Here is a 16658-nt window from a genome sequence, read left to right on the forward strand (position 1 = left end):
TTGATACAGTAAAAAACAAATACTTAGTAATACTAACTTCCAAAAAGAATGTTGAGCAAATCCATAACAATAAACCTACAAAAACATAAATATATTTTGTGAACTTCATTGCTATGCTAAAACTTCAAACGAATTAATTTATCTATAACTACATCAGTCATTTGAGTAGAAATGTCTAGATGAAAAACCATTCGTAATTTACCCTCTCCCATTCCCGTAATTGATATATTTTCTGATGCCAATTTATTCACAAAATTATCATCGTTTATACCATCATTTGTATAAAAAATAATAATATTGGTTTCTACGGGTTCTACTTCTTTTATATAGTGTGCATTTTTTAAAACCTTAGCAACGCGTTTGGCGTTGTTATGGTCTTCCACCAGACGTTCAATATTATTATCCAAGGCATAAATTCCCGCCGCTGCCAAATAACCGACCTGTCGCATACCACCGCCCATAGTTTTTCTATAGCGTAAGGCTTTTTGAATGTATTCTTTAGAACCCAACAACAAAGAACCCACTGGACAGCCCAATCCTTTGGAAAGACAAATTGAAATGGTATCGAAAAGCTCTCCGTACTGTTTTGCTTGTTCGTTTTTGGCTACCAAGGCATTGAACAATCTTGCTCCGTCCAAATGATAGGACAAGTCATTTTCTTTACAGATTTGTTTTATTTTTTTAAGTTCCTCAATATCCCAACACGCTCCACCTGCTTTATTTGCTGTATTTTCAACCGTAACCAGTGTTGTCATTGCTTGATGGATGTCATGTCTATTACTCAGGTTTTCAAGTACTTGTTTAGCAGTAAACATACCTCTATCACCATCAATTAATTTACATGAAACACCCGAATTAAATGAGGCACCTCCTCCTTCATAGTTATACACATGACTCCATTTATCACAAATTAGTTGCTCTCCAGGCTGGGTGTGGATTTTAATAGCGACTTGGTTCGCCATTGTTCCCGAAGGAAAAAACAGAGCAGATTCCATACCGAATAATGTTGCAATCTTTTCTTGCAATTGAATTACTGTAGGATCTGCATTAAAAACATCGTCACCTACCTCGGCATTGAACATGGCTTCTAGCATACCTTTTGTTGGTTTGGTAACGGTATCCGATAAAAGATTTATTTGCATTTAAAAAAATTGATTTAATTAATATAAATACTAATCATTTCCGATAGGAGAACCATCAGGAATTTTTGGAGCTTTTGTTCTTTTATAATTTGAAGGATTTTTCTTGAATTTTTGAATATTCCTAACAAACTGTGCATTTACCATTTTTTGAAGTTCGGTCGATTTTGCCGTTTTCAACCAACTTTCAATTTCATTGAGTTTCCCGTTTACAATTGCGGTAACCTGAGGATAATTATCGGCATCGGCCGCCAAGCCAAACAATTGGTTCAAAACCTGGGCATTGATAATGTTCTGCAACTCTCGATGATAGCTGTTTTTATGCTGTTTTTTAAACGAGGTATTGATAACTTTGTTAATGACCTCAACCAGCCCTAATTGACTTTCATCTAAGCTTTTATGCTGTACCAAACGAGAGGCTCTTTCTGGATGGAATAAAAAACTTAAGGTCATTTCAGAAGCCGTTTCAACAGCTCCATAAGGATCAAATGCTACACCGTTTTTACTTTTAAAAGATTCACGACTTCTTCCATAACCCATTGCTCTGGGCGGAAATAGATTTAACAGCCTTTCTGGAATGGCAATAGATTCCACTTCTATCGTATTTAATACACTTTGTAATGCTCGACGTTCAGTTTTACCATCAATTCTTTCGACAATAGGTTGAGAACCGCCACCATTAGGGAGGCCATAACTATAATCCATACCGCCTATCATTTTAACTGCCGCTTCGGTTTGATAACGATGAAAAAAATACAATGGTACAAATACATCTTCTAACACTGAATAGGGCTGATTAGATTTTATATTATCCTTTGAAAAATTATCGATTGCCTTTTTTCGGATAGCCAAAACATCATCCAATTCATAAGCAGGATTAGCACCATTGTCCCATAAGTGGGCATAAGCATGTGCACTTCCAGCTGGGCGAGCATCTTGGTCAGAAATATAGCGTAACCCATTCATAAACGCATTGTTTAAAATTTGAGGGAGCATTTCATCTTCGTTTTGGCTTTTGGGAAAATCCTGATACGAATATGCAACCGTAACTTTGTCCCAATCACCAATACCAACGGCATACGCGTCCGAAAAATCGATTTTACCGTCCTTTAGTCTGAATTGCGGATGCGGATAATCCATTACGGAAGCCCTATTATTAACACTTGCCGCAAAATTATGAGCAAAACCGATGGTGTGACCCACTTCATGAGCGGAAAGCTGTCGGATTCTCGCCAATGCCATTTCTAAAGCAAATTTATCATTAACCGTATTGTTTGCATATGGTGCTTGCAAGGCTTGTGCAATTAAAAAATCCTGTCGAATACGCAAAGAGCCCAAACTAACATGACCTTTTAAAATCTCTCCCGTTCTTGGGTCAGAAATACTTCCTCCATAACTCCAACCCCTTGTGGAACGATGCACCCATTGAATTACGTTATATCGCAAGTCCAACGGATCTGCACCTTCAGGTAATAGTTTAACCTGAAATGCATCTTTATATCCAATAGCTTCAAAAGCTTGATTCCACCACCTAGCTCCATCCAATAAGGCAGAACGAACGGGTTCTGGTGCACCTCTGTCTAAATAATAAATAATAGGTTCCTTGGCTTCGCTTACTTGTGCTGTCGGATCTTTTTTCTCTAAACGATGGCGGTAAATAAAACGCTTTACAATCGGTTCGTTGACAGGGGTTGCATAATCCATGTAGCTCATTGGATAAGATCCGGAACGCGGATCATACTTTCTAGGCTTATAGTTATCATCTGGCAATTCTACAAAAGAGTGATGTTGACCTATAGTAACAGATGAGGCATCGGGCGTTACACTTCTGATATTATAGCCTTTAGGACTTCCTTTGAAAGTCAGCCATACATCAAACTCTACGTTTTTTGGAAAGGCTTTAGTACGCCCTAAATTAAATGCACTTCTACTTTTGTCTAAACTGTAATTGCCTTGGTTATTGCCTTGTAACCTATTAGCAACCCCATGAGCGTCACGTATTAAAAAATCTGTGGCATCTACCAAATAGCTATTATTTTTTTGCTCTTTAATCACAAAGCCATGTAAAACTGACTTCGCAAAAGCCTCTTCGATGGATTTACGTTCATCTTCATTATCGGTAATTGCTCTATACCGTAAGTTGGGCTGTAGCAACAAAATCTTGTTACCCGCTTTTTTGAACTTTACCACTACTCCGTCACCTAATTGCCCTCTATCCAAACCAATATCGTTAGATCCAACACCTTCCGACAAGGCATTTACGTACAACAACTCCGTATCTAACTTGTCAATTTCAAGATAGATTCTATCTTCGCTTTCGTCATAGTAGAAATCGATATATCCCTCGTGTTTGGTTACGTTTTTATTGTCTTTAAAAAATTGGGAATGACCTAATTGAAAGATTAATAAAAATAAGCAGGCAAGTTTTAGTTTTTTCATTTGTAATATATTTTGGATAAAGCTACTAATTTAAAAACACAAATTCAACCTAGTTAAATTATCTAGTTTCATTTTTTAGTTTAATTTTGTTTTACTTATGATTACACAAGACACCCTAAAAGATATTGACGAGCGAATTAGCAAGCTAAAAGACTACCTACATATCGATCAAAAACTCATTGAAATAAGCAATGAAGAGGAAAATGCGTCGAATCCCGATTTCTGGAACAATCCACGGAAAGCCGAAGTATTAATGAAGTCTTTACGTGAGAAAAAGAAGTGGGTAGAGGATTATAATACACTGAAAATCAATAATGAAGAACTCCAAATATTATATGATTTTCTAAAAGACGGCGAAGCAACAGAGCAGGAAATTATGAACAGTTACCACAAAACCAATACCTTATTGGAAAAATTGGAGTTTAAAAACATGCTTTCCGATGAAGGAGATAACCTAAGTGCCGTTTTGCAAATTACTGCTGGTGCTGGTGGTACCGAGAGTTGCGATTGGGCAGCCATGCTGATGCGGATGTATTTGATGTGGAGCGAAAAACAAGGCTTTAAAGTAAAGGAACTCAACTTACAAGATGGCGATGTAGCAGGAATCAAAACGGTTACGCTGGAAATTGACGGCGACTTTGCTTTTGGTTATCTAAAAGGCGAAAATGGAGTTCACAGATTGGTCAGAATATCACCTTTTGATAGTAATGCTAAACGGCATACTTCATTTGCCTCGGTATATGTATATCCATTAGCAGATGACAGTATTGAAATCGATATCAATCCCGCAGATATTTCGTGGGATTTTGCCAGATCTAGCGGTGCGGGTGGTCAAAACGTAAACAAGGTAGAAACCAAAGCGATACTGACGCACCACCCTACAGGAATTGTAATTCACAATTCAGAAACACGTTCGCAATTGGAAAACCGCGAAAAAGCTATGGTAATGTTAAAATCACAACTCTACGAACTGGAACTACAAAAACAACGTGAAAAGCGTGATGAAATAGAATCGAATAAAATGAAAATAGACTTTGGTTCACAAATTCGAAATTATGTGATGCACCCGTATAAATTAGTTAAAGATGTTCGTACAAGTCACGAAACAGGGAATGTTGATGCTGTAATGGATGGAGACATAGATGGGTTTATCAAAGCATTTTTAATGGCTGCTGGGCAAAATGACAACTCAAAAGAAATATGAGTAAAATTGACACCATTATCTTCGATTTAGGAGGAGTTTTGATTGATTGGAACCCAAAATATGTTTATCGTGAAGTCTTTGATGGCGACGAAGAAAAAGTAGATTGGTTTTTAAGCGAAATCTGTACCATGGAATGGAATGTTGAACACGATGCTGGACGTTTACTTAAGGACGGAACGGAGCTTTTAATCAAGCAATACCCACAATACGAAGCTTGGATACGCATTTACTACGACAGATGGACAGATATGTTAAGTGTGAACCAATTGAAGGTACTCTAAATCTCTTAAATAAGCTCAAAAAGGACAATACTTATAAATTACATGCCCTAACCAATTGGAGTGCAGAACTATTTCCTGTAGCCTTAGAGCGTTACGATTTCTTACAGCATTTTGAAGGTATTGTAGTTTCTGGTGCAGAAAAGACCAGAAAACCTTTTGCTAAAATCTACGAAATTATCTTAGATCGTTATGCCATAACTCCTGAAAAGGCGGTATTTATTGATGATAACCTCAATAATATTGAAGCTGCTAAAAAATTAGGAATACATGGTATTCATTTCAAATCAGCCAGCCAACTACAAAACGCACTTACCAATCTAGGTGTTCGAATCTAAATTGAATTTTATCTCCGGTTGATTTTTGTGCTAATCTGTTAATAGCTTGTTCGCTCAGTTGCAATACTCGGGGGTAACCGCCCGTGACTTGGCAATCTCGCATTAAAACAATTAGTTTTCCAGAAGGCGTAAGCTGCACCGTTCCTGGTAAAACTGCGGAAGTAAGCATAAAGGGCAACTCATTCTCAATTAGGCCCTCTAGACGATAACCCATTCTACTGTTATCATTTGAAATTGTAAAAACAAGCTTTTTTAATTGGTTTTTTTGTTCATGCTTTAGCAAATCGTATTCAGGCCCTGGGTATACCAACAAGTTCATATCGGTAAAATGACTTTCGTCAAATTTTACAGAAGCATTTTTTATGCTTTTATCACCCTTTAATTCCAGAAAAGGCAAACAATCGTTCTTTTTAATTCTAAATTGCTCGGTAATACTTTGATAAAAACTCCTACTCCCAAATACTTTTGGGGTTTGGATTCCACCCTTAACGGCGAGGTAAGCACGTACACCCAAAACGGGCTTACCAAAAGATAAAATGTCTTTTTCGGCTACCTGAATCGGTTTGTTTAATTCAACTATATTATCGTTAATTTTGGCAGATAAATTTGCTCCAGAAATACATATAATAATTTGTTTTTCAAACTTTAAAACACATTTGCTTAAAGTAATTTCTAATAATGAATCATTTTTATTATTTCCAATAATTTGGTTTGCTAATTGAGCTGAATGACTATCTAAAACACCAGAACAGGGAACGCCCATATCCCCATAACCAAAGCGACCTAAATCTTGAACTGAAGTATAAAATCCTGGTGATATTACTTTGATCATATCTCAGATTTTTTCAATTCATAAAAACCTTTTGCAACTTGAGATTCGATTTGAAAATGTTCATCCAAATCAATCGGTATGAATTGAATTTCATCTCCCGATTTTGCAAAACAAGGGTCTTTAAATTCAATATCAAAGAATGAAATGGGCGAATTTCCGATTATATGCCATCCACTAGCACTCATTGACGGGTAAATACCCGTTTGGCTTCCCCCAATAGCCACCGAACCTCTTTCAATACGCAATCTAGGATTCGCTTTTCTTGGAATGTGTAGTTTTTTGTCCAACCCGCCCAAATATAAAAATCCTGGTAAAAAACCGATAAAGTAAACCGTGTAAATTTGGGATGAATGTAAACTGATTATTTCACGTAAAGTCAAATTATTTTTCAACCCCAATTCGCCCAAGTCCAAACCAAATTTATAGTCGTAGCAAACTGGAATTTCCCATCTGTAATTTTTTACCTTTTTTTGAGAAATTTCTTGCCCGTAAAGTGATTTTAAGTCTAAAATGTTGTCATAGACAATATTTATAGTGTTATTATAAATAATTGTTAATGAGTTGTATGTATTAATTACATCAACTATTTGTTTAGTATAATTTTGAATGACTTTATTTTTAAAAAAAATGACATCATCCAATATATTTTTGTCGATTTTCTTTGGCCATTCTATTAAAATTGCATTTTTTCCATAGCGTTTATAGGTCAATTTGAAGGTACCCATTTAAGCAATTTTAATACCGTAATTAGGTAGTTTTTTAGAGAGGTAATTCAGTATTCTTAAAACATTAGGGTTATCACCATGAACACAAAAAGTTTTGGCTTTTATATCCACTTTTTCTCCATCAATGGTTTTTACCTTGTGCTTAGTTATCATTCTCAATAAATGTTTTAATACTTTTTTAGGATCAGTAATAACGGCTTTGGGTTCCGATCGGGAAACCAGTGTCAGATCAGTATTGTAGTTCCTATCTATAAATGCCTCAAAATACACTCTCAAGTCTTGTTTAAGTGCCATTTCTGCCAAAACCGACCCATAAGGTGCGTATAACCATATATCTTTTGTAGTATTTTTAACGGCATTGATAAGACATTGGGCTGTATTTGCATCGACTGCAGCTTTATTATACAATGCTCCGTGAGCTTTAACGTGATTTAAAGTAGCCACTGACTTTCTCAATTCGTATTGAACGGTGTTGATTTGTTTTTCAAGGCTCAGTTGCAGTTCATCAAACGGTAATGCCATCTCTTTTCTCCCAAAATTTTCCTTATCGGGATAAGAAGGGTGTGCCCCTATATGTACACGGTGTAATAACGCTAGTTTTATAGTTTCCGTAATCGTATCAACATCTCCAGCGTGACCACCACAAGCAATACTGCACGAACTTATCTTTGACATAAGCATTAATTCATTGCCTATCCCTTCACACACATCGCAATTTATGTCTATGGTAAATAAGTTCATTACATCATTTCAAACACCTTAAAAATACTTTTTAATCCTAAAAAGATGGTTACCGCTAAGATAATAAATCCAATGCTATTTTGAAGTTTTGTATTTCTAAAATTGCCCAATACTGATTTTTTGTTCATAATCCACAATAAAAATCCAGCGATTACGGGCAATAACATCCCATTTGCCGCTTGGGCAAACTTGATAATTTCTATGGGTTTTACACCTAACGAAGAAAACAATACACCCAAAAATAGGATAAACATCCATACCACTCTAAATTTGGTGGATTTTAAATTTGTTTTCCAACCTAAGCATCCAGAGGCTACATATGCAGCCGCTAATGCAGCTGTTATTGTACTTGTTATTCCCGCTGCAAACAACCCTAAGGCTAAAAAGTATTTTGCGTAACTCCCAAATAAAGGCTCTAAGCCCATTGCCAAATCCGCCGCACTATTTACTTCTTGGTTTTGAATAGCTGCTGCGGAAATTATAATACACATAGAGACCAATCCGCCTAGCACTACTGCAATAATAGCATCTTTTTTAGCGTATTTTAAATCGCTATGCTTGCTCCATTTCTCTTTAACCAAGCTAGCATGCAAAAACAGATTGTAAGGCACTACGGTAGTTCCTATTAAGCCTATAATGGTTAAAATACTTTCTTTTGGTGTGGTGGGAATAAAAATTCCTTTAAAAATTTCTGATAAACTGGGTTTAGTGAGAATAGCTGTAATTAAAAAAGCAATACTCATTAAAATCACCAAGGTTACTAATACTTTTTCTAACACTTTATAATTGCCCAAATACAATAGAATAAAGGCTACAAGCCCTATAATTGCACTCAAAACATTTAAACTTACACTCCCAATTTGAACAGTATAATTTTTAAAAATAGTCTCCAATCCTAAAACACTACCACTAATATTCCCTGCTTCGTAAGCCGCATTGCCGATAACAATTGCCGATAATACGAGAACAATAATCAATTTTCTAAAAATAGGATGTTTTATTTCTGTCCTGATGATTTCTGACAATCCTTTTTGGGTGATGATACCCAATCTGGCGGACATTTCTTGAAGCGTAATTGTTGCAATTATGGATAATGCCATGGCCCAAAGCAAGGAATAACCAAAGTTAACACCAGCAATAGTGCATAAGGTCACTGTGCCCGGGCCAATAAAAGCTGCAGCAACTAATGGTCCTGGGCCAATATTTTTAAACCAGTTTTTAATCACTAAGTGTAGAATTTAAGGCATAGATTGCGAAACTACCTAACCAATGTCCGCCCTCGTAGCTATCACCAACTATGTTTGGTAACGAATTATTAATGTGTTGATTGGCAATATTTTGCAGATGACTATATTCGGGTAAACCTTCTGCAATCTTATTCAGACTCCAAGCTCTAGAAAAGTTAACACCATCCAGGTGTACTAACTTTCCATCGGTACGGTCGGATACTTCGCCAACGGCCAAGGTAAAGTTTTTGTCGGATAATTGTGGGAGAAACTTGATGATCCAACTTTTAAATTCAGGTGCTGACAAAACACGTTTCATCAAAGCGGCCTCTTCCAAACAGGGTGATAAGAAGTCGAATCCGCTGGGTTCCCAAGATATGGGGCAATCGGCATCGTTCAGATAAAAATCCCTGGCACGTTTTTCAATCAAGGTTTTTAATTCGGTATGATTTACCGTTTTGGCATAATCGTAGGCAAAGGAAAGTCCGAAAGCAGTATTGGTATGCTCTCCTACACGGATGGGATACTTTAATTTTGGTAAAAACTCTAAGTATTTCTTAACAATTAAATTCGTTAAGGGCTGTAAGTTGTTTTCTAAGGTTCTTGCGGTTTCATCATCCCATGTATGGAGTTCTTCAGCCAATTTTAACAGCCACGCCCAGCCATAGGTGCGTTCGTAAGATTTATTATGCTCCCCATCAAAATAAGCAACTTCAGTTAAAATATTTTGTTTAGAGATGTTTTTTAAGAGCCTTTCTTTGGTTTCAGCACTATTTTCTAGCTTAGGGAATTGCTTTAGTAAACTCACCAAACTCCAATGCCCATGTACTGATGAGTCCCAGTCAAAACAACCGTAAAAAGCTGGGTGCAATGCTTTTGGTGTCTGCAAATCATCTTCACTACCAATGGTTTGGTTTAGCTTATTGGGATATTCAACCTCAATACAACCTAAAGGCAATGTAGCTAAACGATTAGCTTCTACTAAATTTAGTTGTGGAATGGGTGCAGTTTTTACCTCAACAGCTAAAGGTACTTTCTCTTTTTTATTTTCTGCTTTTTCACAACTTAATAGCAGTAAAACGAAAGCAAGCACATATAGATACCTCATTGTATAAAATTTAGAGGTAAATGTACAATTTAATATTAAAAAATTTTATTGAGAAACCCTATACAAATCTAACGTAGATTTTTCAAAATTATGAGCCTCATCCGTTTTCTTTAATTCTGCTTTTTTATCTATGTTCAATAAAAAGTCAGAAAGCTTATCTAAAACTGGATGTTGGTCGTTTGTATTAATTTCGATATTATCGCCATCAAAAGTGGTAACAATATAGGTATATCTAGGTGTATCGTTACGCTTAGATTTTTGTTCCCAATCTTTATCAATTGCATATAGCTGACTTCTATTGAGAATCTTTTTTAATTCGTAAATGTCTTGTTTAGAGAGTTTACCAGAATAATTACCCTGTGTTTCGGTATAATTTTTACCACGATAAAATACAGTACCGTCTACGTTAATTTGAATAGACATTGAAGGACAAGTACCGAAACACGTAGAGGAATGAAAAGTCAAGGTTTTAAAATTAACTTTATCTAACAACTTACCTCTATTATAAAAAATGTACTGTTTTTCTTTGGCAAGTGCACCTGCTTCCAATTTATTAAAATTAGCTTGTTCCTTTTCTATAACAGGTACAATTACTAACCTGTTCCTATTAATTTCTTTAATTCTAAACTTAAATTCTTCTGTTTTAAAATCTCCAGCTAATCTATAATTTACTTTAAAAGATAAATTTTTATTATCTAAGTCAAATAAAACTTCTTGTTTTGTATTATCAAAATTATAAACTACTGCTTCATCATCAAATCGTATATAATCTAAGTCTTTATTAATCCATTCCGTTTCAGTCAACAAATTTTTACTCGCCTTAGATTGGGCGTTTATTGAAATTACTACTGATAACATCAAAAATAAGCATAAATTTTTCATTGTAGTAGGGGTTCTATGAGTTCCAAATGTAATAAAATTATCCTAACCATCCTTCTCTATCCAAACTTCTGTACTGGATAGCTTCAGAGATATGGTCGGGTTTAATAGCCTCAGAATTGTCTAAATCAGCAACTGTTCTGGCTACTTTTAGGATTCTGTCATATGCTCGGGCAGAGAGATTCAAACTCTCCATTGCCGCTTTTAACAAAGACGTTGAAGCTTCATCTAACTTACAAAAGTTTCTAATTTGCTTCACATTCATCTGTGCATTATAATGCACATTAGCATTGTCTTTGAACCTTTTAGTTTGCAAATGTCGTGCCATGGTGACACGTTCTCTAATGATTTTACTAGATTCGCCTTTTCGCTCTTCAGAGAGCTTTTCGAAAGGTACGGGCTGTACCTCAATATGAATGTCAATTCGATCCAATAAGGGACCTGATACTTTACTTAAGTAACGTTGCATTTCTGTTGGTGAGGAAGTTACGTGTCCGGGAGTATCGTTAAAATAACCGCTCGGACTAGGGTTCATACTTGCCACTAACATAAAACTACTCGGATAGGTTACCGTGAATTTTGCTCTAGAAATGGTTACTTCCCTATCCTCTAAGGGTTGACGCATTACTTCTAATACCGTACGCTTAAATTCAGGCAATTCATCTAAAAACAATACACCATTGTGCGATAATGATATTTCTCCCGGTTGTGGATACGCTCCACCACCAACTAGAGCCACATCACTAATAGTATGATGTGGTGAACGAAAAGGGCGTTGCCCCATTAATCCAGAATTTACTCTAATCCGTCCAACAACAGAATGTATTTTGGTTGTTTCCAAAGCCTCGTGCAAGGTCATAGGTGGTAAAATACTCGGTAATCTTTTAGCCAACATGGTTTTACCAGAACCCGGTGGACCGATCAAAATAATATTATGACCGCCCGCTGCAGCAATTTCCATACATCTTTTGATGGATTCCTGTCCTTTAACATCGGAAAAATCAAATTCAGGATGTTCCAAATTATCGTAAAATTCTTTTCTGGTATCAACAACAGTAGGTTCTAGGGTAGAATTTCCTTCAAAAAAATCAATAACTTCCTTTATGTTTTCGACACCATAAACTTCTAAGCCATCTACAATTGCTGCTTCTTTAGCATTTTGCTTTGGTAAGATAAATCCTTTAAAGCCTTCTTCCTTTGCCTTAATAGCTATAGGCAATACACCCTTAATAGGTTGTAAACTTCCATCCAACGAAAGTTCGCCCATAATCAAATATTCTGAAATGGTATCTCCTTGAATTTGCGAAGAAGCCTTTAAAATACCAACAGCTAAGGTTAAATCATAAGCAGACCCTTCTTTACGCATATCGGCAGGAGCCATATTTATCGTAATCTTTTTACCGGGAATAGTATATCCATTATTTTGTAAAGCCGCTGCAATTCTGAAATTACTTTCCTTTACTGCATTATCAGGAAGGCCTACCAAATGATAGCCAATACCTTTAACAATATTAACCTCAACAGTAATTGTAGTAGCTTCTACCCCAAAAACTGCACTACCATAAACTTTAGTCAACATGTCCTTGTTTGTTTAAAACTGGATTCGCATACAGTTGTAGCAATCGCTCTTGAATATCAGCATCCTCATTTTGCTCTTGTATGTAATTTTTAAAATCGATTAGATTTTCAGGGGTGTAAAAATCTACGAACAAATTAGTTTTATGTAGTATATCATAAGCCATATAATTGGTTTTAAACAACTTATAGTTTTTATAGACCAACCTGTCCATTTCAGCCGCAATAGCTTTAACTGTTGACTTTAAATCTCCTGAAAAATCAATGGCATCTACATTTAACTTCTCAAAATGTAAACTTACATCACCTTTTGGCTCTTCAATACCCTTGATAATACTGTTTATGTTTTCGAATTTAGACTTTTTATATACTCCCAGCTCCTCTTTGGTCTGCAACTCAACCGCTTTTTCTACAGCACAAGGTTCATACTCATAAGAAACTGAAGATATCACTATTTGTAAGTCCTTTAGTGATTGTTTTAAATTCTCCGTACCACTCATCAACAACATCCTCACCAAGCCTGGAAAAGTTTTATCACTACCATCTTTAGTGCGTCCATTACCTTGAGCTATCCAAGAAGACACTTTTTTATGGGTTATAGAATACCGCAAATATGCTGATAAGTTTTTAGCATTCTGTAATAGCTCTAAACGAGTACCCGATCTAAACACGGTAAACATATTGTTGAGTTTGGCTACACGTTCCATTACGGGATTCACAATAAGATTATCACCCAACGAAATTTCGGTAAACGGATACCCTCTGTGATATAAGGTATATTGCAACAGACCAGAATCTAAAAAAATATCACGATGATTGGAAATGTATAGATTATTACCTTCTTTTGCTACATCTTCCAAGCCAGTTATGTACAAATTTTCAATAGAATTTTCAATCAACGAACGGATCATTGGCTCAATAAAATTGACTTGAAAATCAGCACAATTACCGCACTTGTTTAGTTTGTAGACAATTTCATCATCAGACCAATCTGGGTAAATGTATTGTACCCTTTTTTTAAATTGAGTATTAGTAGTTAACCATTGTAAAGCTGCATCAATCTGTTGTTGATTGTACGGGGCAATGGTTTCAAATATATTAGCAATTTCTTTAGTTATTGTCATATTTTAAATGTACTGTATCTTACAAGAATACGCAAAATTATCTTTTATCAATAAACAAAATGGGCTTTCTGCTCATTTTTGGGAATTTCAACTGGTTAATCGCTTCAATATCATGTATTTCTAAAGTAGGCAAAACTCTTAACTTGGCACGGCAGTGATCTTTAATGCGATCCAATAGTTCTTCGGAAGGCGACATTGTTCCAATTTTTATCAAAATTTCATCTGTACCAATGGCATTATGAGATATTTCTATGATGTAATTTTCAATGGCATCAAAATCATTTAGCAAATCGTATAAAGCGGGTGGGTATAAGGTAGTGCCTTTGTATTTTACCATTTGTTTTTTTCTGCCAATTACAGGGCTTAACCGCAAGGTATTTCTACCACAAGTACATTTTTCGGTATGTTTTCTGACAATATCTCCGGTTTTAAAACGCAACAAGGGCATGGCTTCAACGCCTAAGGTGGTGATAGTCAATTCGCCATACTCACCTTCTTTTACGGGATGATTGTCATCATCTAAGATTTCAACAATAATCAGTTCCGGATGATGATGGCCGCCTTGTTTGGCTTCACATTCGGTAAACGCTGTACTCATTTCGGTAGACGCATAGGTAGAAAACAGATCTATTTTCCATTGTGAAGTAATTTTATTAGCCAGCAGATTTAACGAAAAATCCTCATTACGTAAAGATTCTCCAATACAAATAACACCCTTTACGCTAGAAGCATTGTAATCTATACCATTAGCTTCGGCATAAGCAATCAGTTTTAATAAAAACGAAGGTACGGCAATTAAATAGGTAGGGTTGAATTTTAAAATAGAATCCCATTGCAATTCAGGAATCCCCGCTCCTACTCTAATAATACTTGCCCCTAGTTTTCTTACACCTAAAAAATATGCCAAGCCAGCCACAAAACGTCTGTCCATTGTGGTCATGAGCTGAACGGTATCATCTTTGGTTACTCCTGCACAGGCAAATGAAATAGCTTCATTATAAGCTAACCTATCTAAATCGGCATCGGTTAAGGCAAAAGTAACGGGATTACCCATAGTACCGGAAGTAGTTACATAATCTACAATCTCGTTTTTAGCCACACACAAAAAATCATCGTTATGGACTTGTAAATCGTCTTTGGTAGTAACGGGCAATTGTGTTAAGTCTGCTAGGGTTTTTATATTGAAAATGTCAACATTCTGACTTGCAAACACTTTCTGGTAGTAGTCGGAATGCTCTTGAAGATAGGCTAACAATAGCTGTAGCTTTTCCTCTTGAAAACGTTGTATTTCTGTTGTAGGTTTTGTTTCTAGATCTGGAATCATGTACTTAATTAAGTAAGAGGGCTAAAGTAAGAGAAAAATATTGAAGCGTAAAAATTTGGAGTAGGAAAAGTAAGGAATTGAATATGTTAACTATTCACTAAAAAAGAAAATTTATATTTGTTACAAATACAATAGGTAATTTTTGGAAAAGACACAGTTATTCCAAATTTTTAGTACAACATTTAACAAGACATACCAATGCAAAAGCAAATATCATTAATTTTATTACTTATTGGATTTTTAGTTAGTTCTTGTTCAAAAGAAGAACGTACACTGCCAAACATTGTAATTATTTATGCAGATGATATGGGTTATGGCGATCTAAACATCCAAAACCCAACATCTAAAATACCAACACCAAACCTTGATAATCTTGCTTCAGAAGGTATGCGTTTTACAGATGCCCACAGCTCATCAGGTATCTGTTCTCCAAGTCGGTTTGCACTGCTTACCGGAACTTACCATTGGCGAAGGCAACACGGAATTGTAGGGGCTTTTGGCAAACCTTTTTTTAAGGATTCAGATATTACCCTACCACAACTATTAAAAACTAAGGGTTACACCACCGCTTGTATAGGCAAGTGGCATTTAGGTTGGGATTGGGAATTTAAAAATGAACCTTCATTAGAAGTAAAACAATGGGGGCAAATGAGAAAATTTTACGCTCCGGATGATGTAGATTGGAGCAAACCCATATCCGGCGGACCGTTAGATAGAGGTTTTGATTATTACTTTGGTGATGGCACCATCAACTTCCCGCCTTATGCTTGGGTAGAAAATGACAGACTTATTCAAATTCCAACGGAAACAATGGACATTAATAATGTAGGTTACACCACTAAAGAAGGTTCTTGGGAGTTTAGACCGGGACCTAAAGTAGAAAACTGGAATCCCTATGATGTGTTACCTACGCTTACAAAAAAAACAGTAGAATGGATACATAACCGTACTGATAAAGAACCCTTTTTTCTTTATTTTCCGCTACCATCGCCTCATGCACCGATAATTCCAAATGATGAATTTGATGGAAAATCACGGGCTGGCGGTTATGGCGATTTTATGGTACAAACCGATTGGGTTGTTGGGCAAGTACTTAAGGCATTGAAAGAAAAGGGGCTAGATGACAATACACTCGTTATTTTTAGCTCAGATAACGGTACGGAATCTTACGCTTGGCAGCGTGCCATAACCTATGACCATTTTAGTATGGGCAATTTTCGCGGTCTTAAACGCGATGTTTGGGAAGGCGGACATCATGTCCCTTTTTTAATTAAATGGCCCGGCCAGATAAAAGCAGGTTCGGTTTCAGATGAAGTAATTTCGCAAGTTGATATTATGGCAACCCTTGCCAGCATAACAGAAATAGTTTTACCTGAAAAAGCTGCACCTGATAGTTATAATTTAGAACCTGTTTTAAAAGAAGAAAAATATGATGCTCCACTAAGGGAAGCGACTGTGCATAATACCTACAACTCTAAATGGGGCGTCAGAAAAGGAGATTGGTTGTTTATAAACGATTCAACCGGTGGGCATAGAAAATTGCCAGAATTCTTTAAAAAATTAACTGGATATACGGATTTTACCACAGAAGGCATTCTTTTTAATATGAAAGACGACTCCGAACAACGCAACAACCTTTATGACCAATATCCTGAAAAAATAATAGTGATGGATAAATTACTCCAAGACTATCGCAACAAAGATTATTCAGTAAAACGTTGATGAC

15 protein-coding genes are annotated in these 16658 nt (G+C 36.0%); 4 read left to right on the plus strand and 11 right to left on the minus strand.

Annotated features, from left to right (window positions below):
* Nucleotides 1-116 precede the first annotated feature (116 nt).
* A complete protein-coding gene (locus tag U5A88_RS08825; RefSeq protein WP_354205638.1) occupies nt 117-1142 on the minus strand; it encodes a threonine aldolase family protein in 1026 nt (341 codons plus the stop codon).
* Between the two features lie 30 nt (nt 1143-1172).
* Nucleotides 1173-3578 (minus strand): zinc-dependent metalloprotease, encoded by a 2406-nt coding sequence (locus U5A88_RS08830; protein WP_354205640.1) that lies wholly within the window; start codon nt 3576-3578, stop codon nt 1173-1175.
* Between the two features lie 97 nt (nt 3579-3675).
* Here U5A88_RS08830 and prfB point away from each other — a divergent pair, with 97 nt between their 5' ends.
* The 3 genes from prfB to U5A88_RS08845 are packed head-to-tail and all read left to right on the plus strand — an operon-like array spanning nt 3676 to nt 5398.
* Nucleotides 3676-4782, plus strand: coding sequence for a peptide chain release factor 2 (gene prfB / locus U5A88_RS08835; protein WP_354205642.1), 1107 nt, complete (start codon nt 3676-3678; stop codon nt 4780-4782).
* Nucleotides 4779-5063, plus strand: coding sequence for an HAD family hydrolase (locus U5A88_RS08840; RefSeq protein ID WP_354205644.1), 285 nt, complete (start codon nt 4779-4781; stop codon nt 5061-5063). Before prfB ends, U5A88_RS08840 begins: the two co-directional genes overlap by 4 nt.
* A complete protein-coding gene (locus tag U5A88_RS08845; protein ID WP_354205646.1) occupies nt 5021-5398 on the plus strand; it encodes an HAD family hydrolase in 378 nt (125 codons plus the stop codon). Before U5A88_RS08840 ends, U5A88_RS08845 begins: the two co-directional genes overlap by 43 nt.
* On the opposite strand, the gene U5A88_RS08850 is transcribed toward U5A88_RS08845, so the two are convergent.
* The 9 genes from U5A88_RS08850 to U5A88_RS08890 are packed head-to-tail and all read right to left on the minus strand — an operon-like array spanning nt 5373 to nt 14932.
* On the minus strand, nt 5373-6230 hold the full coding sequence (locus tag U5A88_RS08850) for a 5-oxoprolinase subunit C family protein (RefSeq protein WP_354205648.1): 858 nt from the start codon (nt 6228-6230) through the stop codon (nt 5373-5375). The two genes, U5A88_RS08845 and U5A88_RS08850, sit on opposite strands and share 26 nt — an antisense overlap.
* Entirely contained in the window at nt 6227-6955 is a 729-nt protein-coding gene (gene pxpB, locus U5A88_RS08855) for a 5-oxoprolinase subunit PxpB (RefSeq protein WP_354205650.1), read from the minus strand. Before pxpB ends, U5A88_RS08850 begins: the two co-directional genes overlap by 4 nt.
* Complete coding sequence (gene pxpA, locus U5A88_RS08860; protein ID WP_354205652.1) at nt 6956-7696, minus strand: 5-oxoprolinase subunit PxpA; 741 nt, start codon at nt 7694-7696, stop codon at nt 6956-6958. It abuts the gene before it with no gap.
* Nucleotides 7696-8922 carry an Nramp family divalent metal transporter gene (locus tag U5A88_RS08865; RefSeq protein WP_354205654.1) on the minus strand — a complete coding sequence of 409 codons (1227 nt, stop codon included), beginning with the start codon at nt 8920-8922 and terminating at the stop codon, nt 7696-7698. The genes pxpA and U5A88_RS08865 overlap by 1 nt, the downstream gene beginning before the upstream one ends.
* Nucleotides 8915-10030: a DUF2891 domain-containing protein gene (locus U5A88_RS08870; protein ID WP_354205656.1), complete on the minus strand. Its 1116-nt coding sequence runs from the start codon at nt 10028-10030 to the stop codon at nt 8915-8917. Before U5A88_RS08870 ends, U5A88_RS08865 begins: the two co-directional genes overlap by 8 nt.
* A gap of 45 nt (nt 10031-10075) precedes the next feature.
* Entirely contained in the window at nt 10076-10912 is an 837-nt protein-coding gene (locus U5A88_RS08875; protein ID WP_354205658.1) for a DUF6438 domain-containing protein, read from the minus strand.
* A gap of 37 nt (nt 10913-10949) precedes the next feature.
* Nucleotides 10950-12488 carry a YifB family Mg chelatase-like AAA ATPase gene (locus U5A88_RS08880; RefSeq protein ID WP_354205659.1) on the minus strand — a complete coding sequence of 513 codons (1539 nt, stop codon included), beginning with the start codon at nt 12486-12488 and terminating at the stop codon, nt 10950-10952.
* Nucleotides 12478-13608 carry a 1-acyl-sn-glycerol-3-phosphate acyltransferase gene (locus tag U5A88_RS08885; RefSeq protein WP_354205661.1) on the minus strand — a complete coding sequence of 377 codons (1131 nt, stop codon included), beginning with the start codon at nt 13606-13608 and terminating at the stop codon, nt 12478-12480. The genes U5A88_RS08880 and U5A88_RS08885 overlap by 11 nt, the downstream gene beginning before the upstream one ends.
* Nucleotides 13609-13645: 37 nt before the next feature.
* On the minus strand, nt 13646-14932 hold the full coding sequence (locus U5A88_RS08890; protein WP_354205663.1) for a phenylacetate--CoA ligase family protein: 1287 nt from the start codon (nt 14930-14932) through the stop codon (nt 13646-13648).
* Nucleotides 14933-15130: 198 nt separating this feature from the next.
* Between U5A88_RS08890 and U5A88_RS08895 the strand changes: the two genes are divergently transcribed.
* Nucleotides 15131-16654 (plus strand): sulfatase family protein, encoded by a 1524-nt coding sequence (locus U5A88_RS08895; RefSeq protein ID WP_354205665.1) that lies wholly within the window; start codon nt 15131-15133, stop codon nt 16652-16654.
* Nucleotides 16655-16658: the final 4 nt, after the last annotated feature.

Source organism: Aureibaculum sp. 2308TA14-22 (assembly GCF_040538665.1).
Classification (GTDB): domain Bacteria; phylum Bacteroidota; class Bacteroidia; order Flavobacteriales; family Flavobacteriaceae; genus Aureibaculum.

Coding starts and splice junctions, on each gene's coding strand:
- U5A88_RS08825 (WP_354205638.1), bottom strand. CDS start 1,142: ATGCAAATAAATCTTTTATCGGATACCGTTACCAAACCAACAAAAGGT.
- U5A88_RS08830 (WP_354205640.1), bottom strand. CDS start 3,578: ATGAAAAAACTAAAACTTGCCTGCTTATTTTTATTAATCTTTCAATTA.
- U5A88_RS08885 (WP_354205661.1), bottom strand. CDS start 13,608: ATGACAATAACTAAAGAAATTGCTAATATATTTGAAACCATTGCCCCG.
- pxpA (WP_354205652.1), bottom strand. CDS start 7,696: ATGAACTTATTTACCATAGACATAAATTGCGATGTGTGTGAAGGGATA.
- U5A88_RS08890 (WP_354205663.1), bottom strand. CDS start 14,932: ATGATTCCAGATCTAGAAACAAAACCTACAACAGAAATACAACGTTTT.
- U5A88_RS08875 (WP_354205658.1), bottom strand. CDS start 10,912: ATGAAAAATTTATGCTTATTTTTGATGTTATCAGTAGTAATTTCAATA.
- U5A88_RS08870 (WP_354205656.1), bottom strand. CDS start 10,030: ATGAGGTATCTATATGTGCTTGCTTTCGTTTTACTGCTATTAAGTTGT.
- U5A88_RS08845 (WP_354205646.1), top strand. CDS start 5,021: ATGGACAGATATGTTAAGTGTGAACCAATTGAAGGTACTCTAAATCTC.
- U5A88_RS08840 (WP_354205644.1), top strand. CDS start 4,779: ATGAGTAAAATTGACACCATTATCTTCGATTTAGGAGGAGTTTTGATT.
- pxpB (WP_354205650.1), bottom strand. CDS start 6,955: ATGGGTACCTTCAAATTGACCTATAAACGCTATGGAAAAAATGCAATT.
- U5A88_RS08895 (WP_354205665.1), top strand. CDS start 15,131: ATGCAAAAGCAAATATCATTAATTTTATTACTTATTGGATTTTTAGTT.
- U5A88_RS08880 (WP_354205659.1), bottom strand. CDS start 12,488: ATGTTGACTAAAGTTTATGGTAGTGCAGTTTTTGGGGTAGAAGCTACT.
- U5A88_RS08850 (WP_354205648.1), bottom strand. CDS start 6,230: ATGATCAAAGTAATATCACCAGGATTTTATACTTCAGTTCAAGATTTA.
- prfB (WP_354205642.1), top strand. CDS start 3,676: ATGATTACACAAGACACCCTAAAAGATATTGACGAGCGAATTAGCAAG.